The organism is Methylacidiphilum infernorum V4 (genome assembly GCF_000019665.1).
In the GTDB taxonomy this organism is placed as follows: domain Bacteria; phylum Verrucomicrobiota; class Verrucomicrobiia; order Methylacidiphilales; family Methylacidiphilaceae; genus Methylacidiphilum; species Methylacidiphilum infernorum.
Genome location: NC_010794.1, coordinates 264,690 through 285,424 on the forward strand (window position 1 = coordinate 264,690; position 20,735 = coordinate 285,424).

Here is a 20,735-nt window from a genome sequence, read left to right on the forward strand (position 1 = left end):
TATTTTGTTTATTCTTTGATACTTCCAGGATTCCCTTCATAAGAAGCTAAGAGCAAAGAACTTAAGAGGATTGTCCAACTACCTATTCAGACCCTTGTACATTCCCTAGCCCTCGGCATTTGCTGGCCCCATTTCTAATGGATCGGATTAAGAAGGAATAGAAAAACTTTAACTAGGTTCTCCGTGGAACCAGCAGCTGTTTTTGGAAATTCTTCCTGAGTTTTCATTTCTTTCTTTTCATTCTACCCTTGTTAATGACTACGGGAGAAGGGGAAAGAAAAGGCGATTTTTACAACCCTGTCCCAACGACTGAACGAATACAAAGGATAAGGATATGGACAATCAGGATTTTATTCATGCCGGCAAACAGGATGTTTCTCATCACCCAGAGGGGATAGCTACGGAAAATTTAGGTGGAAAACAGGCTGAAGGCCATCATGAACAGTTGCCCTGGTATCGCAAGTATCTGTTTTCAACGGATCACAAGGTTATCGGGATGCAGTACATGATCACCTCCTTGATTATAGCCCTCTTCGGTTTTGGGCTGATGATCGTTATGAGATGGCAGCTTTCTTATCCTGGGAAGCCTATTCCTATTTTTGGGGGGATTTTAGAAAACATTTTTGGCCCTGAAATGTTTTCCGGGGGAGTGATGACTCCTCAAGCCTATAACTCCTTTGGAGCTATCCATGGGACGGTCATGATATTCATGGCCCTTGTGCCAGCCCTCTTTGCCGGTTTTGGCAATTTTGTGGTCCCCCTGCAGTTGGGGGCTCCTGACATGGCCTTCCCGCGGCTAAACATGGCCAGCTTTTGGTGCTTTTTTGTAGGCGCGGTGATTATCATGGTGAGTTTTTTTGTTCCCGGAGGGGCCGCGAAATCGGGCTGGACTTCTTATCCACCCCTTGCTGACTTGGCGGACTCCGGGCCCCATTTTCATCCCCTCTTTAATGGCCAGACTCTATGGCTTCTGGGTATGGCTTTCAACATCACGGGTTCTCTACTTGGAGTCATTAACATGATCACAACCATTTTTCAGTTGAGAGCCCCCGGGCTCAGTTGGATGAGGCTTCCTTTTTTTATTTGGACTGAGTTGGTCACAGCTTTTCTCATGCTTCTGGCTTTTCCACCCTTGGAAGCGGCGGCTATAATGCAATTAATGGATAGATTGGCGGGCACGAGTTTCTTTTCTCCAGAGGGTTTGATCGTCAACGGGCAGCATGTCCATTATAGTGGAGGAGGTTCCCCTCTGCTTTGGCAGCATCTTTTTTGGTTTTTGGGCCATCCTGAAGTGTATGTCCAGATTCTGCCTACGATGGGTATTGTGGCCGAGATTATAGCCAATAATACGCGAAAGCCTCTCTGGAGTTACAAGATCCTTGTATACTCCGTTTTGGCAATTGGTTTTGTAGGGATGATTGTCTGGGCACACCATATGTACATGACGGGAATGGGGCAAGCCATTAGTACCTTTTTTCAGCTCTTTACAACCATTATTTCTATTCCATCGGTTCTCATCGGTACAGTTTTACTCATGTCTCTTTGGGGGGCTTCAATACGGTTTAACCTGCCTATGTTATTTGCTTTGGCTTGGTTGCCCTTATTTGGAATCGGGGGGTTGACGGGTCTTCCCTTGGGATGGTCTTCTTCGGATATGGTTTTACATGATACTTATTACGTCATCGGTCATTTTCATTACATGATGGCTCCAACCTCGATTATGGCCCTTTTTGCCGGAATATATTATTGGTATCCAAAGGCAACGGGGAGAGAAATGAACGTTTTTTTGGGAAAACTTCATTTTTGGCCTACATTTATAACCTTTAATGGAGTTTTTTTCCCCATGTTGATCCAGGGTTTTGCAGGTGTCCATAGAAGATGGTATGACGGTGGGCAGGGTTGGGAAATGGCTCAAGGGGTGTTGTGGCTCAATCAGGTTATGTCTGTTTCATCGTGGCTGCTTGCTCTTGCTCAGATTCCTTTTATTATCAATTTCTTCTGGAGTCTTTTTTACGGAAAGAAAGTCCAATCGGATAATCCATGGCAGGGAACAACCCTGGAGTGGGCGGCACCGACGCCTCCCGGGCATGGAAACTTTCTTTCGGCTCTCACCGTTTATCGAGGTCCGTATGAATATAGTGTTCCCGGCGCCGATAAAGATTATTCTCCTCAATGGGAGCCCGATGCAAAGCCAAAAATTCCCCAAGCTAAAGTAGCAAAAGTATAGCGATGGAAAAAAACTCCCTCAAAAGCATCTTATGTTATAGGAGGGTGAATTTAAAGGGGAGTGGAGTTTAATGCTTGGAGAATTTAAAAAAGAAAGCCTTTTTTTGTTGGGCATGGTGGGGAATAGGGGATTCTGCTCCACGGCCTGGCCTTATCCATGCTAGAGGAGAAAAGAGGATCAAAGGATGATGAGCGGGAAAGAATGGGTATTTAGTTTTATTGAACTGGACGAAAGGCTAAGCATTGCGGCCATGTTCTCTGGGCTTTTTCTCATTGGATTAGTGTTGTTTCTTCTTGTCCTTTTTATCATTTTTGCATGGAATTTAAAGAGGAAAGAAACACAACTGCCCCCCGCTTATTCTGAATTTCTTTTTTCTGACGAACCATTCGAAGAAGAAGAGCATTGGCAAGAGTAAACAACGGTCAAAAAAGAAAGCCTAAATAGCTATCGGTTGTCCTGGAGAAGGAATCACGAGGTTAATCTGAGGGCTTTCTTCCTCTAGTCTTTGTTTGAACCAATCCAGAGCGTTGGGATCCCCGTGGACCAGAATACATGTTCTTGGCTCAAGGAGTTGGATGTAAGATAAGATGTCCTCTCTTAAGGCGTGGCTGGTAAGATCAAAATGATCCACTTCACAAAGGACCGGTTGAGGTTTGCTTGAGCTGTTGAGCACAACAAGATTTCCTCTAGGCGTGGCGAGAAGTTGACCGGCTGGAGAGTCTGGATCACAATAGCCGACAAAAAATATGGAGTTTTTTTCGTTGGGCAAGAATTTTTGAGCCAAGATATTGGAAATGGTATTTTCATTCATCATCCCGGAGGTAACGAGATAGATTTCCCCTTTTGCCGGTTGAATACGGTGGGTTTTTTTCCCATTGATGACTATGGGAGCTATGGTATCCAGGATTTTGAATCCCGGGTATCTCCTTAAAGATCTTGAAGAAAGTTTATCGTAAATTTCAGAAAAACTTCTACTTAATCCTCCAATGTAGATGGGACATTTTCTCAGCCTGCCCTCTTGTTGTTCGAAAAAAAGGGTAGTCAGGGTTTCTTGGGTTTTCCCGAGAGCAAAAATCGGGATGAGAACCGATCCTCCCCTATCGAAAGTATTTTCTATGCTCTCGACCAGTCTTTGAATTTCTGTCTGTCGGGTTACTCCCTTCTCCATTTCAAGGGCACCCCGGGTGGATTCGATGATAAGGACATCTATTCCCTCTGTAGGGAAATCCGCGGGAAGCATCAGGGTTTGTTCTTTGAAGCTGACATCTCCGGTATAAAATATTCTTCTCCCTCGGTGGAATATACGAACTCCTACAGCTCCAAGTATATGTCCACTCGGGTAAAACCGAAAAGTCAGGGGTTCATGCTTGGGATTGGGATAACCATTTAAGGACCATTCCTTATTAATGTGACAGGCTTGCCATCGTTCCGTACCCTGATCAATCTCTTTATGAGTATAAAGAGGATATTCAGGAAGTTGCAGAGCAAGCCTCTGTTTAAGCATGACTTCAACAGAATTGTGAAGGAGGGGAGGAGTTAAATAATAGGTGGGTTCGCTTAAGAAGACCTTGAGGTTTGGATATTTTCTGAGATATAAGGGCAAAGCTCCCGTATGGTCATGATGAGCATGGCTTATGATAAGGCAATCTATTGGATAGTCTTCCAAGCTTTGAAAATTTGGCGTAGCCAGTTCTCCTTCAATTTTGGGGTGAAGCCCCGCATCGAGAACTATTCGACCGTCCTCTCCAAAGTCTAAAAAATAAGAATTGGCCCCTATTTCTAGAGAACGTGTTAAATTTATAAATTTCACTAAACTAAACGATAAAATGGAAAAACAATTCTTTTTTTGTGGGTAGTTAATTTTTTAGTTAATTTATTTTTCGTTATAAATCAAGGGAAAATCAGCATTTTTCTTCGGCTTGGTTGCCCTTAAAATATAGGAAAATAGTTATCCCCATGAAAGCCTTGTTGTTAACAACTCCCTCTGCGATAGAAAAGCAGCCCTTGCGGTTAGAGCAAGTCGATATCCCCTATCCCAAGGAAGATGAAGTGTTGGTTAAAATTGAAGCGTGTGGAGTTTGTCGATCCAATCTTCACATGATCGAAGGAGAATGGCTACAAAGAGGAATTCCCGCAAAACTTCCCATTATTCCGGGACACGAGATCGTGGGTAGGGTGGAGGATGTGGGCGATAGGGTTAGGCATTTCAAAAAAGGAGATCGCGTGGGGCTACAACCGCTTTGGCTCTCTTGTGGTCACTGTTCCTATTGTTGGACAGGTAGAGAAGAACTTTGCCCGGAGAAAGAGATCACGGGAGAAACCGTAGATGGAGGGTATGCGGAGTATGTATTGGGTAAAGAAGATCATTTATATCCAGTTCCTGAAACTCTTTCGGCTATGGAAGCAGCGCCTTTATTTTGTCCTGGAATTACCGCTTACCATGCGCTCAAAAGGGTGGGTAACGTGATGGGCAAGCGGGTAGCCATTTTTGGTATAGGCGGGGTGGGGCATATGGCCCTGCAGTTTGCCCGAGTTGCCGGAGCGACCACCATTGCTATTTCTAGAAATCCTATTCATTTGCAGGTCGCAAAAGAGTTGGGTGCAGAAGAGTGCATTCATGGAGAAGATAGAAGCGCTCTTGAAAAATTAAAAAGAGAGGGAGCTGTAGACTGTGCGATCGTTTTTGCCCCTTCAAGCGCTGTGGCACAGTTGGCAATCTCTTTAGTCAATGCCGGGGGAAAGGTTGTTTTAGGGGTCAATGTTGAGCTTGGCAGCTTTTCTTTTGTCGAGGAAAAAACCGTTTTAGGGACGGTCATTGGATCAAGAGAAGAAATGAGAGAAGTCCTTCGACTTGCGGAAGAACGCAAAGTCAAGCCGATCAGCCAGGGCTTTTCCCTTGAAGATGCCCCGGAGGCTTTAATGAAGCTTAAAAAGGGCGAAATTATCATGCGTGCTGTCCTGGTGTTATAACCCATTTCTTCGGTTGATGATTGTTCAAGCCGTTTTCTTTTAAGCTAGTTCTTTCAATATCTTTCCCCAGGGGTCGTTCGCAAGAATAGGGTTATTCAATTGCAGTTTTGATAGATTCTGCACCAGGCCGAGGAATTTTTTAAGGTCTTCGGGGAGAGGAGAATAGAATTGCTTCTTATCTCCTTTCCAAAAAAAGGAAAGGTAAGCAGCGTGTAAGGCATGCCTTGGTAGAAGCAAAACTTTTTCCATCTCTTCGGTCCATCCCCGTTTTGCAAATTCTAGAAAAAATGAAGGATTGGGGCCGTAAAGTTTATCTCCCACAACCGGGTGTCTTATCGTGGAAAGATGCACCCTGATTTGATGCAACTTCCCGGTAAGAGGTCTAACCCAGAGCAAACTATACCCTCCGCCATGTCCAAGAGGATAAATTTCTGTTACGGATTGGGTTCCATGGGGAACTATCCCCTGGCGAATAACAATCTCGTTACCCTTAGCTCCTCCCAGGTATCCAAGGGGAGCTTCGATTTTTAAATAATCCGCTTTGAGTTCTCCCCAACTAATGGCCAAGTATCCTTTTTGAATGAGCCGTTTTTCCATCTGCCTCCCGAAATAAGCAGCGGCGGCGGAATTTTTGGCTACCACTAACAGTCCGCTTGTTTCCCGGTCTAGTCTATGGATGAGTTTAAAGGAAATTCCTGGATGCAGGTTTTGCAGCCATTCCAAAATACTTGGACCTTTCTTTTTCCTCGTGGGATGGGAGAGTAAAAAAGGGGGTTTATCGACGATGAGATAATCCTGGCATTCTTCAACAATACGGGGTAAATAGGGAGGCTCAGGTGAAATCATAAGAAAGAGGCCAGGTTATTTTTCAATAGAGCTCCTTTTGAATCAACATAAAGTAAAAAGCTTTTGAATTTCTTAGGCTATCTCAAAATAGAACGCCAGGGCCCAACTGCCCTCCCTTTTTAGCCTTTTAGACCGTATTTTAAATAATAAGGGAAAACAGAACAAAAGGCTTTTATTTATGAAAAGCCAACCTGCAAGAAAAAAAATGCAAAGGATAAAGCTATCAAAAGCTCATTATCCACCGGCAGAACCGCGGAGCATTGACATCCAAGAAGACTTGAAGCTTACGCATGGAAGTCGGTGGCTTATTGCCGGACTATCCAAATAAGCCTATTGGACTATCTCGGCATTTTCAATTAAATTGAATCCCTCTTTGCTCACCACTTTTCCTTTGACCGTAATCACTTGTTGTGCTTTTGAAACCAATTCCTTATTTATTGGCTTGTGTTCCCCGACAATGATGTAAAGCTTTCCATCCTCTCCCTTCAATCCCACAGGTAATCCCGATTCAATACAGGTTTTAGCGCACTTTAAGTGTTTTTCCCCTTCGGCGCCATGGTCAAGATAGCAGACCAGGTCTATAACTTTTCCTTTGATGACGGTCTTCTCTTCCTGGGCCTTAGAGATCACGCAGAATGGACCGAAGAACACTAAAAACGAAAAGATAAGAGAGAAACAGATTTTTTTCATATCGGTAAAAAGCTTAATATGATCTGAGGTCATTTTCAATAATGATCGTAGAAAAATACAGATATTCACTTCCAGAAAAATTCTTAGATCTGGAAGGATCAATTCGTTGAAAAAAATGGGGTTTTATTTCGAACCTCGTTATAGAAGCAAAACCAAAACCGGGTTAAAAAGAGTTTTTTTTTGGTCTTATTCCTTTCTCGAAGAATTCCCCAGCTAATGGGAACGGACTGTGTTTTGTGTGAAATGGAGAACGGTATGGGCTAATTTTGCATGGATTTTTTTTAACCTATAGTAGCGGTTTTGGAAGCGAAAGGGCTATTCTTTTTTCCATGCTGGGAGAAGACTCTTTGGTTGTCCCGAGCTGAGTAAAGAAAAAGAAGTTCAAAAAATACCACATCGACTATCTTTTCCCCGATAACTACGACTACAGGAGTCTTGAGTCTTGGGAAAGCGAGGAAGAAAGGAAGGAGTGGATGCACCCTTCTTATTTTTTCTTCGGGAGGGAGAGTGATTCTATTTCTGATACCTTCATGTACGATCTTCAAACCGGCCTTTTCCACTGGTGCGAAGCTCTTATTCCGGTAGGGGGAGAATTTGTTTATCCGGACTTTTATTCTTTTTTGAAACACAAAGTGTTTGGTGAGATGAAAAAGGTGTTATGAGCGGGGAGGAAGGGGAAAAAAATAAAAAGGGCTTGTCCTATTTAAAGAATAAGGAGGACAAGCCAGGTGAGCGAGCCGGATGAAAGAAAACTGACTTATTTCTCTTATAAAATTGTAGAAGTAAAGCGCATTGATCCCAAGGAAGGAGATGAACTCGAAAAAAAGTTCAAGAATGAGGTTCATGGAGAATTCCTTAAGTACTTGGCAAAAAACAAGCGGGAGAACCTGCTTCAGTGGGGGTTCACGGAAGATCAAATTAAAAACGATTTTCTAAACGGCAAGCTTCCTCGATTTCAAGATGATAACCGTTGGAGCGTAGACCACCGGATCCCCCTATTCCTTTCGGGCAACCTCGAGGACCCCAACAGCTTTGAGAACCTCGATTTTCTTCCGAACCCGCTTCACGATCTCAAAACAAAGCTCATCGAGAATAAGATTGATCGGGTACTAAATAAGCTAGCAGGAAAGTATGGATCCTACGGCTTTCCCAAAAATGGGAAAGCCGTAGCGTTGGCTCACTCTCCTTTTTCGCATTATTGCGAACCGAAAACCTTGAGGATAAAAACAACCGTTGACGGGTCTTGGAAAAGCACAAAGCTTAAATGAAATAAAAAAGAGGTATAGGATGAACAAAGAATCCAAGCTAAAAAACCTACTGGAGACCTTGAGGTCTCACCAAGTAGAGCATCCCTACATTGAATTTAACCCACCGGCTTCCCCTCAGGCCATAGAGGAGGCGGACAGAAAATGCCAGGAAAAATTCGGCATTGCTTTACCCCGGGATTACAAGGAACTTCTTGGCTACGCCAACGGGTTTAGCTTTGGCTACGGTTACTTTTATTTCGCTGCCGATCACCGCACCTCTTGGTGGCAAAATCGGTCTTCGAATGCCATTTTTTTCCTGCGGTCTGATATTTACCGGGACCTGTTGGAGGAAAACGAAGGAAATAGAGAATTTTATAAAGGAAGCAAATCGAAATGGAACAACCCGAACTTTCTTTTTTTGGGAAGGACTCAAGGCGGCAGTCGCGAATATATCTATGACGTGCGGCTGAAGTGCTACCGGCGTGGATGTCTTGAAGATCAAGAATACAATTTTACTCCATTTGATACGCAAGAAGAAAGGCTGTACGAGGATTTCTACTCGATGCTTGAGGGGGAGCTGGCCTATTTTTTTGAGGTGTTAGGGCCCGCTCCAAGGCTGCTTGAACCGAAAGTGATCCACTTATTGCAAACGGTAAGGAGAAGCCGGTTTACAAACGAACGGTCGTTTCTTCCCCCGGCAAGCCCACGGGCGATCGAGGAAGCCGACCGGCGTTTCAGGGAGGAGCTGGGAATTTCCCTACCCGATTTTTACAAGGCATTCTTAGCCTTTAGCAACGGGTTTTGGACTGAAGGAGCTATCCTTTTTTCCATCCCGGACGAAGACTCTCCCGTGGTCGCGTTAAGAAAAGAACAAGAAGCTGAAAAGTACAACATAGAATATCTTTTCCCCTATAACTACGACTACAGGAGTCTTGAGTCTTGGGAAAGCGAGGAAGAAAGGAAGGAGTGGATGCACCCCTCTTATTTTTTCTTCGGGAGGGAGAGGGATTCTTTTTTTGATACCTTCATGTACGATCTTCAAACCGGCCTTTTCCACTGGTGCGAAGCTCTTATTCCGGTAGGGGGAGAATTTGTTTATCCGGACTTTTACTCTCTTTTGAAACACAAAGTGTTTGGTGTGATGGAAGAGGTGTTATGAGCGGGGAAGAAGGGGAAAAAAATAAAAAGGGCTTGTCCTATTTAAAAAATAAGGAGGACAAGCCAGGTGAGCGAGCCGGATGAAAAAAAACTGACTTATTTCTCTTATAAAATTGTAGAAGTAAAGCGCATTGATCCCAAGGAAAGAGATGAACTCGAAAAAAAGTTCTATAATGAGGTTCGTGGAGAATACCTTAAGTACTTGGCAAAAAATAAGCGGAAGAGCCTGCTTCAATGGGGGTTTACGGAAGATCAAATTAAAAAATATTTTCTAAACGGCAAGCTTCCAGAAAAGTGCGGTTGGGACGTAGACCACCGGATCCCCCTATTCCTTTCGGGTAACCTTGAGAACCCCAACAGCTTTGACAACCTCGATTTTCTTCCGAAGCCATTGCACGATCTCAAAACAAAGCTCATCGACAGTAAGATTGATCGGGTACTAAATAAGCTAGCAAGAAAGTATGGATCCTACGGCTTTCCCAAAAATGGTGAAGGCATAAGGCTAGGCTATCCCTCTGTAACTTTTTCCTCCAAGGATCTTAGCAAAATAGAGAACATCGGTCAGGAGCTTTCCAAATATCCTTACGAAAAAATTGTTAAATCCACTCTGGGGAAATTAGAGAACGACGTTCAGAAGATAGCCAAAGGAGAAGAACGAACATTAGTTACCAAATTTCTTAGAGAAAATGGCTACCTCAAGGGCTTGATGGGTTGGCTTGGAGGCCTGCTAGGCATTTGGGGTATTGGCCAAGAAGTACAGGCGGCGGTGAAGGAAGGCAGGGAGACGGGCAGGTGGGGTTTGGCCTTGGGCAAAGCGGGGGGAAGGATAGGCTTTTCTTACGGGGCGAGCATGCTCGGAGGGATAGGAGGAGCGGCCGTAGGATCGCTGTTCTTGCCGGGGATAGGAACGGTGGCCGGGGGTATCGTGGGAGGCCTCTTCGGGGGTTATGCCGGCCAACGGCTTTCGGAGCTACTATCTGAAGGGATGGAAAAGGTTACTCTTTCGTCCCCTTTTCATCCCCGGGGTCTTGGGGAAGAAGCCCATGCCCAAGGGATCCAGGAAAGATTCAAGAGCCCAAGCCAAGAAAAGATCGAAAAGACTGCCTGGGAAAGAGAAAAACCGGCGGACAATCTCCTTGGAGAAGTAGCCAAAGGGGTGGAAAAGAAAATCGAGCAGCCGGAAAAAGAAGGCGGGCAAGAAGATCCTACTTTTGGCTTTGTTAAAAGGGCTACTGGGAAAAGCGCGGAGCTTGGAGTAAGCCTGGGGTTTCCCACGGCTGTGACTCCTCTCCAGGCGGTGATGAGGTTAAAGGAAGAGTTGGGGGGAGGAAGAAAGGAAGGGAAAAGACTTGAGCTGGATCGGTTGGATGGCTGTGGTCTTCTCCAGGCGGAGGGAAGGAAGCTAGCCGATCTAAAAACGATCGAAAAGACCAAGGCGGCAGCCAAGCAAAGGCTTGAGCAGGCGGTCCTTTCTGCCTCGGACCCAGAGAAAATGGACCATGAAAAACTAAAGGCTTTCCTGGAAAAAAACAACAAGAGGATAAGGGATAAAGACTGGAGGGGGTTGGCCCAAAGGATAGAAGAGGTGGTGGAGCAAAAGAAAACCGAGGGCATACTGGCTTACTGGAACCTGCCCGGGATAGGAAAAGGACCGCTTTTCCCCGGTTCCTTTTGGCAGAAGGCCTGTGAGGCAAAAAAGAGGGTAGAAGAGCTAGAAAAACAAAGGGAAGAAGCTCCCCTTTTTAAGGCTGGAGGATTGACCCCAAATCCCTTCCCCGGCCTGTACCATTCCCCTACCCTAGAACTGGAACAAAAGAAGATTCGGGATAAACAGCGCTAAAAACAAAACATGATGGAGGACGAAAGCGGAAGCTTGGAATAAAGGAGAAAACGCGAAAAGAGGATTGGTTCCTATTGAAGGGCACGGAATTCTTTCATTAAAACTCTTTTAGAAAGGTAGGCTTTATAAGCCCGGAAAGCCTTGGGTAGTTCTGTAGAGCACAACGGTAGGTGGGTCGGAATGGCTGCGCCAACGAACGCATCTTTTGCCAAATGCGCCCATTTGGATCTAAAGACGAAAGGATCGGAGGGGAAACTAAAAAGCTTTGAGGATCTTTAGGCATTAAAGGTGAAGGAAAAAAGAAACAAAAGAGGCTTTAATCTTGATGTCCTTTTCGACATTTTTAAGTGGCCTTAAAGAATCCGACTCCTCGGATGCTTAGGAGCCAGGCTCTAGTATTGCAAGCGCATTAATGTATAATGGTGATCATGGAAGGGCGATGAACGCAGAACGGCTGGCAACAGCAACTTCCCTACCCCTTACGAGTCCTTGGCAATCCATTGTAGCGCTACGACAGAGAGGGTTTCTCTGCCGTAGCCGGAAAAGGCAGGCCTCCCAGGTTACAAATGGGCTCGTCAAGACCCGTCTGGGCAGGAGGGAAACGGTGCGTATATTTGCACATGTTTTTGATAGTAGCTTAGGGCTCGAATAAGTTTTCTAGAGAGGACAACATCTTGGGAAGAAGCCCGGTATTGAGGAATCGATAGGGAAGAAAAGGATACAAAAAGAAATTCGCATGGTGATTAAGCGGTAGGGCACCAGCAAGGGCTTAAACCGGAGAATCCTGCAAAACGCTTCCATCTGGAGAAAAGAGAATGTCCAGTAATCTACGCGGGGAGCCCCTCCATGGGTTAAAGATTATACCTAGGTCAATCTCACCAGTCGAATAGGCGATCATCCTATTGCCGTCTTCTCCTATTCTTGGAGGGGAGGGTGCAGTTGCCGAAGATGATGCCCCATGATAAAGGGATGGAGGGATAGGGGAGGCACGATGAGATTGGGCTCCTTAGGATCTGTAGATTACGAGGATAGGGATCTAGGCCCAGCCAAGCTGACCCTTTAGAAGTAGGTTTTATAGAAGCTCTTGGTTATTTATTCCATTATCTCGATGGGAGCAGGGGGAATGGAATTAAGGAAAACCTTTCCGTAAGATTTTGAAAGTATTCTTGAATCAAGAATAGCTATGATTCCCTTATCTTCTTTGCTTCTAATTAATCGGCCTACCCCTTGCCTGAATTTTAAGACGGCTTCGGGAAGAGAGTAATGGGTAAAAGCATTTTTGCCCTGTTGTTCTAATTTTTCGCATTTAGCCTGGACTTGGGGGTGATCCGGGGCAGAAAAAGGCAGCTTGGTAATAATCACATTTCTGAGGGATTCTCCGGGAACATCAATGCCTTGCCAGAAACTGTCCATGCCAAAAAGAACGGCATGTTGTGCTTCTTTAAAAAGATTTAAAAGCTTGTGGCGCGGGGTTTTCCCATCTTGGACAAAAAAAGGAAAATTCAACGCTGTTAATTTCTGGCCGAGGGCTTCAGTCATAGTCAATAAGGTTTTACGGTTGGTAAAGAGGACAAGAGCAGATCCCTTGGTGTACCGGACCAATCTTTCTATCCAATAGGCTAGGGCTTCTTCGTATTGAGGAGACTGTGAAGGATCAGGCATATTTTTGGGTATAATGATCTTCATCTGCCTACCGTAGTCAAAGGGCGACTGCAATTGGAACGTCCGGCTGTAAAGACCCACGCGGTCTTGGAAATAGGAGAAATGACTTGCGACTTGTAAAGTAGCACTGGTCATGATTACCGAAATTTCTTTTTCGTAAAGGAGGGTTTGGAGTAGGGGACCTACCTCCAAGGGAGCGGCAAGCAGTTGTACGTTTCCTTCTGGATTCGAGGGATCGGAGAGCTCCACCCAATAAACGTGCTCCGGTATTTTCATTTCGACAAATTCAAGCAGGGCTCGTCTTTCGAGAGAGATTTTTTCCAGGCAATTCTCTATTTCCTCTTTGATTTCTTTGTCCTCGAGATTGATAAGAACGGAAGAGATTTCCTTGACAAGCCTTTCCAAGGTATCGGGAAGGGGATGGGGCAGGGACAAAGGAGCAAGAATTCTTTGTTCGGAGAGGGAATTTTGAACAAGCATCCGGCCGAGGGCTTGAAAAAGAGATTGTGCCTGTTCATAAGCTTCGATGTTTTTTGTTAAGAGCTTGCTTTCCTTTAAGCAAAGCAGTAATCCTTTGCGGGTACTGGGATTGAAGAGGCGAGCTAGGTTGTTGAGCAACCGGTACTTGGAAACAGAAAATCCTAATTGGATTGAAGCTACTTTTTCAAGGGTGTGGGCCTCGTCAAAAATGACAAAACTTTCTCCAAAAGGAAGCCCTGTTTCTTTTTGAAACTCCGGGTCGACGCTTTGTCCAAGAAGAGAAAAATAAAAGGCATGGTTAACAATGGTTAAATCGGATTGAGCACTTTTTTCTCTAAATTTTTGATAAAAACAGCGGGGATTGTGAGAGCAGCTCCTGGAGTTGCATAACCCGGGTTCCGAACAGATTTGACTCCAGAGCGAGGCAGAGGGGAGGGGATCGAGTTCTTCAACATCTCCGGTTGTTGTTCTCACAGACCAATCATAAATGCGCATCAGGTCATTGATCTCGAAATGAGAAAAGAGATCTGAGGCATGTTTCATTACTTTCTCTAGTCTTTTGGGACAGAAGTAGTTTTGACGTCCTTTAAGAAGGACGGCGGAAAAGTCTTGAAAAAAAGTCTTTTTTAAAAGGGGGATATCTTTATGAAGCAGTTGGTCCTGGAGATTGAGGGTATGGGTCGAAATGACACCCCTTTGGGAAAATTGTTTACAATAAAGCAGGGAAGGGACGAGATAAGCGAGACTTTTACCCGTGCCTGTTGGAGCTTCAATAATCAGATGTTCTTTTTTTTCAAGGCTGCTATAGATCTCTTCTGCCATCTTCTCTTGTTGTGGACGGTACTCGTAGTGAGCGGCTTGAGCCAAGGGACCAGAGGGAGAAAAAAAAGCAGCAACTCCAGGGACAAAGGTATTTTTCTTGGAATTTTTTAGTTGACCATTTAAAAATCCATTTCGATCTTCCCTAGACATGATTTTTGCCCCTGGGGAATCTCTCTATCCTTAACCGGGCCCCTCTTTCATGATGAGGATATAAAGATTGTCCATTTTCCTTACCATTCCCAACAGCAATCCGAAAGCCTTTCCTTAAGTTTTTGCATGATTTCTTTTTCTTTTTCTTCGCCTTTAGCGGGATACGTTACACTCCATCTGAGGAAGGATCCAGCATCATCCCATGGAACGGTCGAAATCAGTTTTTCCTGGATGAGCCATTGCGTACAATCTTCGGCGCTGGAAAAGAAAGTTTTTTTTCCTCCTCTACTTACAGCCTTGGGGGCTTCGGTATAAAGGAAAAAGGAAGCTTGAGGTTTTGTCGCTCTAAAGCCAAGACTACGAAGGGCTTCGACCATGAGATCCATTCTCCGGGAGTATTTGTGGGCTATCTTTTCGGTCATTTCACTGTGGTCTAGGCAATAGGCATAGGCATGTTGAATGGCAAGGAACTGGCCGGAGTCGGTATGGTCCTTGACATGCCCGTAAGCCTTAACGAGCTTGGAATTTCCAACCACAAAACCACAGCGCCATCCGGTCATGTTGAAGTTTTTACTTGCCGAATGCAGTTCAATCCCTACTTCTTTTGCCCCGGGTATGGATAAAAAGCTAAGCGGCTTTCCTTCGAAGACAAGCCCGGCATAAGCAAAATCATGGATGACAACGATCCTGTTCTCAAAGGCAAAATCGACGACTTGCTCAAAAAATTCCCTGCTGGCTACCGCCCCTGTAGGGTTGTTTGGATAGTTAAGAACCAAGACCTTGGCTTTAGAGAGAACATCTTTGGGAATGGAATACAGATCAGGAAGAAACTGGTTTTCTTTTAGCAGGGGAAGATTATAGACTTTGCCCCCATAATATTGAGCGTGCGTTCCGAATACCGGGTAACCGGGTACCGTCATGATCGCGTAGTCGCCGGGATCGATCAGGGCAGCAGGAAGAATAGATAAGGCTGCTTTAATGCCAATCGAATGAATGATTTCCGATTGCGGATCAACCTCGACTCCACAAACCCTTTTCATGTACCGGGCGGCGGCTTCTTTCAATAATTGGCCTCCGTTGTCTGCATAAAAGCGGTTCTCGGGTTTAGCTGCTTCTTGGGCAAGGATGTCCACCACTTCAAGGGGGGCCGGTTCATCGGGTTCTCCAACTCCGAAATCCAGCAGTTCAACATGGGGATTTTTTTCTTTTGCATACCGTTTGGCTCTTTTAATCTTCTCAAATTTATAGATTTGAGTCGTCTCTCCAAAAGAGCTGCCTCCTATTCTTTGAGCAAAAAGAGACTGAATGTAATCCTTGTTCATGGTTAGTTGTTTTTTTTTCAGATTAAGAAGATTTTTTTCCTCATAGGACCCGAGGGTCGACGAATAAAAATCTTTTTTCTCTCTTTTTTAACAATGGAAAATTTCTTTTTTATATAATGAACAAAAATCCTAAATTTTTCCTGGTGTCCCAAACCAGAGCCGGTAAGCGGTATACAACAGAAAAAGAGAAAAGAGCTTTTTAGCCATACCGGCGGGTACTTTTTGAATGACTGCGACACCCACAACAGCTCCAATGATACCGAAAATAAGGGTTATTCCAAAAATAGTCCAGTCAATCTTTTGTAGAAAGCCATTAAATATGCTTCCTGCCAGGGCAATGGGAATGATCAAAGCAAGAGAAGTGCCTACAGCCATTGGATAAGGTAAACCGAAAAAAAGGATAAGAGAAGGCACGATAATAGCCCCTCCGCCAATGCCGAAGCAGCCGCTTGCAAAACCGGATAGCAGTCCAAGAAGAATTAAACCGAGGATATTCATAAACCATCCTTTTTTATCACTTCGGGGTTCGAGTTGGTAGTAAGATGTTGCTGGGGGATATGATATTCTGAAATTCTGATCATTTCATGTTCTCTGATGCTTTTAAAGGGGAGGGCCAAATGATAAATAAAATCGATAATTCCGGGTAGGCTCCCTTCAGGAGATGACTGGGAGGAATAAAAAAAGGAAAGTTTTTCTAATCGGGCAAGAAACCAGAATAGGTCAACAGGTTGGGTTAATTTTACCCTGGCCTCAGAGACCGAAAAATCTTTTTGACGGATTTTGAGCCTGCCCGTTAGAAAGTTGCAGACTTTTTCCATGCGGGTTCTATAGGGCAGGTTTTTTTTAGGAATAAAATCTATGATATAATAAGACTGTCCATTGGGTAGGGCTTCTTCTCCGATAAGTTTAAGATCAAAGCGGTAGATAGCTTGGTGCAAGGAAAAAAGGGTTTCTAGGGCTTCCCGGACAAGTCGAGCTTCAGAAACCACGAATTTTCTCTCTTTTTCCGGGAATCGATCTAAATTCAACGGGTTGCCTCCCGGGCCGATGAAAAAATGGATATCCGTAGAGGCATAAGGGTTCCAGTTGTGATCAAGCTTCTCTAAATGGATGTCTTCTTTGAAAGTACAGTTATGGATAAGATGGGCCATTTTTTCAGACTCATCGACCACATGCTGAGACAAGACATGAATGTCAGGATGAGAAAAAGAACGTCCACCAAAAGAAAACCAGAAAAGAAAAAGCAAGCTTTTTAAAGCCAAGCTAGGCCCTTTTTTACCCAGCCATCGTTGCCTGAGATCACCATCCATATTTTATGCATTATTCAATTACATTCTTGAGAGGAATCAAAAGGATAGGCATCATCTAGGGCCCAATGCTAGGATGAGGGCAAAGAGAGTTGTATTCTTTCAATTTTTTTTGCTTTGCCGCTTTCTTCATCGATATCAATGAAAATACCATCAGCCCTTGGATTTTCTGTGGCTAGGATAAATTTCGTGGGTAATAAGGTGGTGTACCTGTAAATGATTGGAGCAATTTCCCTGCCGATGACCGAATCATGAGCTCCACAAAAACCGACATCCGTGATGTAGGCTGTACCCCCTGGAAATATGGTCTCGTCGGCGGTTTGGACATGGGTATGGGTACCGACAACGGCGGAAACCTCGCCATCGAGGAACCTGCCAAAGGCTATCTTCTCAGAGGTTGCTTCGGCATGGAAGTCGACGAGAATGCAGGGGGTTTCTTTTTTCAATTCGGCAATGATTTTTTTAGTTGTTAAAAAAGGATTTTCTGTTTGCGGTAACATAAAGGTTCTACCGATTGCACAGACAACGGCGAGTTTTTTTGCGTTTCCCTTAACAATGATATGCCCTTCTCCAGGAGTTCCAGGAGGATAGTTGATCGGGCGCAGAAGCCTTGGCTCATCTTGGATGAAAGAAACGATCTCTTTTTGATCCCACGCGTGGTCCCCTAGGGTAATAACATCGATGCCCAGCCTGAGGAATTCATATGTAATTTTTGGAGTTATCCCGTTGCCTCCTGCCGCATTTTCTCCATTGACAACGATGAAATCAGGCTGATAAAGGGATCGAATTTTGGGAATAGCTTCTCTTAAAGTCTCTCTTCCGGTTTCACCGACAACATCGCCAAAAAATACTACTTTCAAGCGTTTTTCAATAAACCAATAAATTCTTTAATGATAGGGGAAAGATGTCAATGAGATTTCTTTAAAGAAAACGGCTGCATGAACAGGGGGGGCAAATACAGGATTTGCCCCCAGCTGGTGAATTTAAAAAAAGATCAATAGAAGGATCTTATCCTCTGCGTGATCTTCCGGAATTTTCTCTATGTCGATGAGGTCTTTCTTCCCGAGGTTTTGCTTCGTTGACAACGATTTGCCGACCGCTAACACTTGATCCGTTAAGATTGTTGATGGCCGATTGAGCGGCTTGGGACGATTCCATCGTTACAAAAGCAAACCCCCTGGATTGTCCGGTCATTTTATCCACGATCAGATTGATTTCGTTAACTTGTCCATATTGTTCAAAAATCTCTCGAAGATCGTTTTCCGAAATTCGAAAGGGAAGATTACCTACATAGAGTCTTGTTCTATTCATAAAAACTGACATTTCTTTTAACATTAATTCAAAACGGAGATCGGCATCTAACAACACTGCTAGCACACTTTTCTCCCTAAACTGTTTCTTTCCTGAAACCGAGTAGACCGGAAACAGGGCAAAAAACAATACTAAAAATTCTCTTAATTAAAAGAAAAAGTCAAAAAATCTTTTTCTTAAAAGAAGAGATTTTAGCCAAAACTCTATTTCTCCGAGGAATGTTAGGCTGCCTTATTTTTTCTTTGTTCCAGGATTGAGGCTCTAACCTCGGCTAAGGTGTTGACCGAGCCTAACTTTTCGCTACGACTGGCGATAAAATTGGCATACTCGGTCATGAATACCCTACCGGGTCCCCGAAAGTCAAAATCTTCGGGATGATCTCTGAAGTATTCCCTGTGCACGCGTGTCCAAACCAGTCTGCCGTCGGTATCGATGTTGATCTTGGTTACGCCGAGTTTTGCGGCGGGCAGATATTCGTTGTCGTTGACTCCGCAAGCACTTGGATCGAGTTTGCCGCCGGCGGCATTGATCCGCATAATTTCGGATTGGGGCACACTGGAGCTCCCATGCATGACAAGGGGGAAACCCGGAAGTCTTTGTTGAATTTTTTGAAGAACGTCAAAACGTATGGATTGTTTGCCTTTAAACTTGTAAGCGCCGTGGCTCGTTCCAATTGCACAGGCCAAGGAATCACAACCTGTCAGTTCAACAAATTCCTTTGCTTGATCAGGATCGGTCAGGCAAGCATGCCCTTCTTCAACCTTGACATCTTCTTCTACTCCTCCAAGCATACCGAGTTCTGCTTCTACACTCACTCCTTTAGCATGAGCTCTTTCGACGACACGTCGGGTAATTTCGACATTTTTTTCGAAAGGTTCATGGGAAGCATCGATCATGACCGAACTATAAAAACCCGAGTCGATACAATCATAACAGGTGGCTTCATCCCCATGATCGAGATGCACGACAAAAACCGCTTCAGGATAGATCGTCTCAGCTGCTCTTATCATGGCTTCAAGCATCCTTTTGTCAGCATATTTTCTAGCTCCGCGAGAAATTTGTATAATAAAGGGGGATTGGGATTGGATAGCCCCACGGAAAAGACCGTGGGTTTGTTCCATGTTATTGATGTTGTATGCACCCACCGCAAATTTTCCATAAGCGACTTTAAATAACTCTGCTGCCGTAACAATCATTGGAAACTCCTTTTTGTCCGTTTTTATTAATACTAAAAAAATTTTCTTAAAGAAAAAAATATCTTTTTTGTCCTAACGGTTAAAAAATTAAAATATATCATAAATCATCCTATGACAGCCTCTTTCCATCGAGTAGAATGGTCAAAATCAGTCCTTGTTTTAGCCGGTCATGGTTCTTTATATAACCCCGATGCCGCTTTGCCCGTATATATCAATGCAGAAAAAATTAGGAGAAAAAAAATATTCAAAGAGGTTTACGAGTCCTTTTGGAAAGAAGAACCATCTTTTCATCAAACCCTTTTGTCTATTCAATCTCCCTTTATCTATGTTGTTCCCTTTTTTTTAAGCCATGGTTTTTTTACGGCAAGGGTTATCCCCACCGAGATGGAAATCGAAGGGTCCCTTTCAAGGAAGGGAGACAAAAGGGTTGGCTATTGTAAAGCCATAGGAGAAAATCCCAAGGTGGCCGAGATTATTATTCAAGCTGTATATCAATCCATCCAGGACAAAGAGGATGATATTATAAAAGATGGCGCCCTTTTATTAGTCAGTCATGGAACAAGGAAAAATGCCCACTCTAAGGAGACGGTGTACAAGCATCTGGATTGGATAAAGAAAAGAAACTTGTTTAGAGAATGCCACGTTTTTTTTCTAGAAGAAGAACCCAGGGTTTCCGGTTGGAAAGAACAGGTAAAGTCGAAATTTGTTTTCTGCGTCCCTTTTTTTATTTCCGAAGGCGATCATTCCTATGTTGACGTTCCCAGGCTTATGGGAGTCACCGTTAAAAAGGGCCTGCCTGCAGCTTATAGCCCCCAAAAAATCGATGGCTTTTACCTCTGGTACACAAAGTCTGTGGGAACCCTTGAAGGGATGGATCAAATTGTTCTCGAACAGGTAGCCCAATTTGATGAATATTTTGGAGTACTGGCAGGGTTGGCTTGCTGAAAACCCTCTACCGATACAGGTAGGAGAGCTTCAGCTTTGGGAAGGATATTGGATTTGTCACAAAAAGGATGTTTTGACCGATCCCTTGGTTCCCATTCCTTCTTTACTCGATTTAAAATTAAAGCTCCGCATGGACTCTAAAGGCCTGTTTCGACCATTAAAAGGAAAGCCAGGAATGGTTCGAGGCTGGAAATTTGGTCCTCTTGACGCAGAAAGTCTTTTTTACGCCCTTGAGGGAATATACCCCTTGGCTCTCACTCATTGGATTGGGTACAAAGAGAAAATACTGCTCCCGGTTGACTTTAAAAGTACGATCCAAAGACAAGTAGGGATGTACCAGATATTGGAAAAAGGGGATGAAACACTGATCGATCGAGCCACCAGGGAAATCTGCTTGGGTCAATGCCTCCGTCAAAATCTCTGGTGGTCTAACCAACCGCTGATTGGGAGCAAGCCCTCTTCAATTCCCTTGGTTTGCCTGGAAGCCTGCCCTTTTTTCTTGGAACAGGCCAGAAAACTCCTCCTTAAGAAAAGGCAACCCCGCTGCTCTGCCTAGGGGCTC

At 44.3% G+C, this 20,735-nt stretch carries 19 protein-coding genes; 8 read left to right on the top strand and 11 right to left on the bottom strand.

Annotated features, from left to right (window positions below):
- The first annotated feature begins 334 nt into the window (after positions 1 to 334).
- On the top strand, positions 335 to 2,227 hold the full coding sequence (locus tag MINF_RS01180) for a cytochrome c oxidase subunit I (RefSeq protein ID WP_012462607.1): 1,893 nt from the start codon (positions 335 to 337) through the stop codon (positions 2,225 to 2,227).
- Positions 2,228 to 2,411: 184 nt separating this feature from the next.
- Entirely contained in the window at positions 2,412 to 2,642 is a 231-nt protein-coding gene (locus MINF_RS01185; protein WP_012462609.1) for a hypothetical protein, read from the top strand.
- Positions 2,643 to 2,663: 21 nt separating this feature from the next.
- On the opposite strand, the gene MINF_RS01190 is transcribed toward MINF_RS01185, so the two are convergent.
- Positions 2,664 to 4,037, bottom strand: coding sequence for an MBL fold metallo-hydrolase (locus MINF_RS01190; protein WP_012462610.1), 1,374 nt, complete (start codon positions 4,035 to 4,037; stop codon positions 2,664 to 2,666).
- Between the two features lie 146 nt (positions 4,038 to 4,183).
- On the opposite strand from MINF_RS01190, the gene MINF_RS01195 reads away from it, so the two are divergent.
- Positions 4,184 to 5,197: a zinc-dependent alcohol dehydrogenase family protein gene (locus MINF_RS01195; RefSeq protein WP_048810015.1), complete on the top strand. Its 1,014-nt coding sequence runs from the start codon at positions 4,184 to 4,186 to the stop codon at positions 5,195 to 5,197.
- A 39-nt stretch (positions 5,198 to 5,236) separates the two neighbouring features.
- Here the strand turns inward: MINF_RS01195 and MINF_RS01200 are convergent, their stop codons facing one another.
- The 3 genes from MINF_RS01200 to MINF_RS11300 form a co-directional block, all read right to left on the bottom strand.
- Complete coding sequence (locus tag MINF_RS01200) at positions 5,237 to 6,043, bottom strand: RluA family pseudouridine synthase (RefSeq protein ID WP_012462612.1); 807 nt, start codon at positions 6,041 to 6,043, stop codon at positions 5,237 to 5,239.
- A 330-nt stretch (positions 6,044 to 6,373) separates the two neighbouring features.
- Positions 6,374 to 6,766, bottom strand: a complete 393-nt coding sequence (locus tag MINF_RS01205; RefSeq protein ID WP_238523514.1) for a hypothetical protein — start codon at positions 6,764 to 6,766, stop codon at positions 6,374 to 6,376.
- A gap of 248 nt (positions 6,767 to 7,014) precedes the next feature.
- Positions 7,015 to 7,278: a hypothetical protein gene (locus MINF_RS11300; protein WP_012462616.1), complete on the bottom strand. Its 264-nt coding sequence runs from the start codon at positions 7,276 to 7,278 to the stop codon at positions 7,015 to 7,017.
- Positions 7,279 to 7,461: 183 nt separating this feature from the next.
- On the opposite strand from MINF_RS11300, the gene MINF_RS01220 reads away from it, so the two are divergent.
- The 3 genes from MINF_RS01220 (at position 7,462) to MINF_RS01230 (ending at position 10,978) form a co-directional block, all read left to right on the top strand.
- Positions 7,462 to 8,001, top strand: a complete 540-nt coding sequence (locus tag MINF_RS01220; protein WP_012462618.1) for a hypothetical protein — start codon at positions 7,462 to 7,464, stop codon at positions 7,999 to 8,001.
- Between the two features lie 19 nt (positions 8,002 to 8,020).
- Positions 8,021 to 9,139, top strand: a complete 1,119-nt coding sequence (locus MINF_RS01225; RefSeq protein ID WP_238523515.1) for an SMI1/KNR4 family protein — start codon at positions 8,021 to 8,023, stop codon at positions 9,137 to 9,139.
- A 66-nt stretch (positions 9,140 to 9,205) separates the two neighbouring features.
- Entirely contained in the window at positions 9,206 to 10,978 is a 1,773-nt protein-coding gene (locus MINF_RS01230) for a hypothetical protein (RefSeq protein WP_012462620.1), read from the top strand.
- Between the two features lie 1,092 nt (positions 10,979 to 12,070).
- On the opposite strand, the gene MINF_RS01235 is transcribed toward MINF_RS01230, so the two are convergent.
- From MINF_RS01235 to MINF_RS01265, 7 genes are all read right to left on the bottom strand, one after another.
- Positions 12,071 to 14,092, bottom strand: coding sequence for an ATP-dependent DNA helicase (locus MINF_RS01235; protein ID WP_012462622.1), 2,022 nt, complete (start codon positions 14,090 to 14,092; stop codon positions 12,071 to 12,073).
- Between the two features lie 80 nt (positions 14,093 to 14,172).
- Positions 14,173 to 15,414, bottom strand: a complete 1,242-nt coding sequence (locus MINF_RS01240) for an LL-diaminopimelate aminotransferase (protein WP_012462623.1) — start codon at positions 15,412 to 15,414, stop codon at positions 14,173 to 14,175.
- 129 nt (positions 15,415 to 15,543) lie between these two features.
- On the bottom strand, positions 15,544 to 15,912 hold the full coding sequence (locus tag MINF_RS01245) for a sulfite exporter TauE/SafE family protein (protein ID WP_012462625.1): 369 nt from the start codon (positions 15,910 to 15,912) through the stop codon (positions 15,544 to 15,546).
- Positions 15,909 to 16,724: a hypothetical protein gene (locus tag MINF_RS01250; RefSeq protein WP_012462626.1), complete on the bottom strand. Its 816-nt coding sequence runs from the start codon at positions 16,722 to 16,724 to the stop codon at positions 15,909 to 15,911. The genes MINF_RS01245 and MINF_RS01250 overlap by 4 nt, the downstream gene beginning before the upstream one ends.
- Positions 16,725 to 16,792: 68 nt before the next feature.
- Positions 16,793 to 17,581: a TIGR00282 family metallophosphoesterase gene (locus tag MINF_RS01255; RefSeq protein WP_012462627.1), complete on the bottom strand. Its 789-nt coding sequence runs from the start codon at positions 17,579 to 17,581 to the stop codon at positions 16,793 to 16,795.
- A 148-nt stretch (positions 17,582 to 17,729) separates the two neighbouring features.
- Positions 17,730 to 18,032 carry an RNA recognition motif domain-containing protein gene (locus MINF_RS01260; protein WP_048810414.1) on the bottom strand — a complete coding sequence of 101 codons (303 nt, stop codon included), beginning with the start codon at positions 18,030 to 18,032 and terminating at the stop codon, positions 17,730 to 17,732.
- Positions 18,033 to 18,253: 221 nt separating this feature from the next.
- Positions 18,254 to 19,228: a class II fructose-bisphosphate aldolase gene (locus MINF_RS01265; protein WP_012462629.1), complete on the bottom strand. Its 975-nt coding sequence runs from the start codon at positions 19,226 to 19,228 to the stop codon at positions 18,254 to 18,256.
- A 111-nt stretch (positions 19,229 to 19,339) separates the two neighbouring features.
- Between MINF_RS01265 and MINF_RS01270 the strand changes: the two genes are divergently transcribed.
- Together MINF_RS01270 and MINF_RS01275 are read left to right on the top strand one after the other, a co-directional pair.
- Positions 19,340 to 20,173: a CbiX/SirB N-terminal domain-containing protein gene (locus MINF_RS01270; protein WP_012462630.1), complete on the top strand. Its 834-nt coding sequence runs from the start codon at positions 19,340 to 19,342 to the stop codon at positions 20,171 to 20,173.
- The gene (locus tag MINF_RS01275) at positions 20,136 to 20,729 is read left to right on the top strand and encodes a DR2241 family protein (RefSeq protein ID WP_048810020.1); all 594 of its coding nucleotides are present in this window, start codon (positions 20,136 to 20,138) and stop codon (positions 20,727 to 20,729) included. Before MINF_RS01270 ends, MINF_RS01275 begins: the two co-directional genes overlap by 38 nt.
- Positions 20,730 to 20,735: the final 6 nt, after the last annotated feature.

What these genes read in the sequence shown, in the direction of transcription:
- MINF_RS01180 (WP_012462607.1), top strand. Translation starts at nt 335, where the DNA reads ATGGACAATCAGGATTTTATTCATGCCGGCAAACAGGATGTTTCTCAT.
- MINF_RS01185 (WP_012462609.1), top strand. Translation starts at nt 2,412, where the DNA reads ATGATGAGCGGGAAAGAATGGGTATTTAGTTTTATTGAACTGGACGAA.
- MINF_RS01195 (WP_048810015.1), top strand. Translation starts at nt 4,184, where the DNA reads ATGAAAGCCTTGTTGTTAACAACTCCCTCTGCGATAGAAAAGCAGCCC.
- MINF_RS01200 (WP_012462612.1), bottom strand. Translation starts at nt 6,043, where the DNA reads ATGATTTCACCTGAGCCTCCCTATTTACCCCGTATTGTTGAAGAATGC.
- MINF_RS01205 (WP_238523514.1), bottom strand. Translation starts at nt 6,766, where the DNA reads ATGACCTCAGATCATATTAAGCTTTTTACCGATATGAAAAAAATCTGT.
- MINF_RS01225 (WP_238523515.1), top strand. Translation starts at nt 8,021, where the DNA reads ATGAACAAAGAATCCAAGCTAAAAAACCTACTGGAGACCTTGAGGTCT.
- MINF_RS01235 (WP_012462622.1), bottom strand. Translation starts at nt 14,092, where the DNA reads ATGTCTAGGGAAGATCGAAATGGATTTTTAAATGGTCAACTAAAAAAT.
- MINF_RS01240 (WP_012462623.1), bottom strand. Translation starts at nt 15,414, where the DNA reads ATGAACAAGGATTACATTCAGTCTCTTTTTGCTCAAAGAATAGGAGGC.
- MINF_RS01245 (WP_012462625.1), bottom strand. Translation starts at nt 15,912, where the DNA reads ATGAATATCCTCGGTTTAATTCTTCTTGGACTGCTATCCGGTTTTGCA.
- MINF_RS01250 (WP_012462626.1), bottom strand. Translation starts at nt 16,724, where the DNA reads ATGGATGGTGATCTCAGGCAACGATGGCTGGGTAAAAAAGGGCCTAGC.
- MINF_RS01260 (WP_048810414.1), bottom strand. Translation starts at nt 18,032, where the DNA reads ATGAATAGAACAAGACTCTATGTAGGTAATCTTCCCTTTCGAATTTCG.
- MINF_RS01265 (WP_012462629.1), bottom strand. Translation starts at nt 19,228, where the DNA reads ATGATTGTTACGGCAGCAGAGTTATTTAAAGTCGCTTATGGAAAATTT.
- MINF_RS01270 (WP_012462630.1), top strand. Translation starts at nt 19,340, where the DNA reads ATGACAGCCTCTTTCCATCGAGTAGAATGGTCAAAATCAGTCCTTGTT.
- MINF_RS01275 (WP_048810020.1), top strand. Translation starts at nt 20,136, where the DNA reads ATGAATATTTTGGAGTACTGGCAGGGTTGGCTTGCTGAAAACCCTCTA.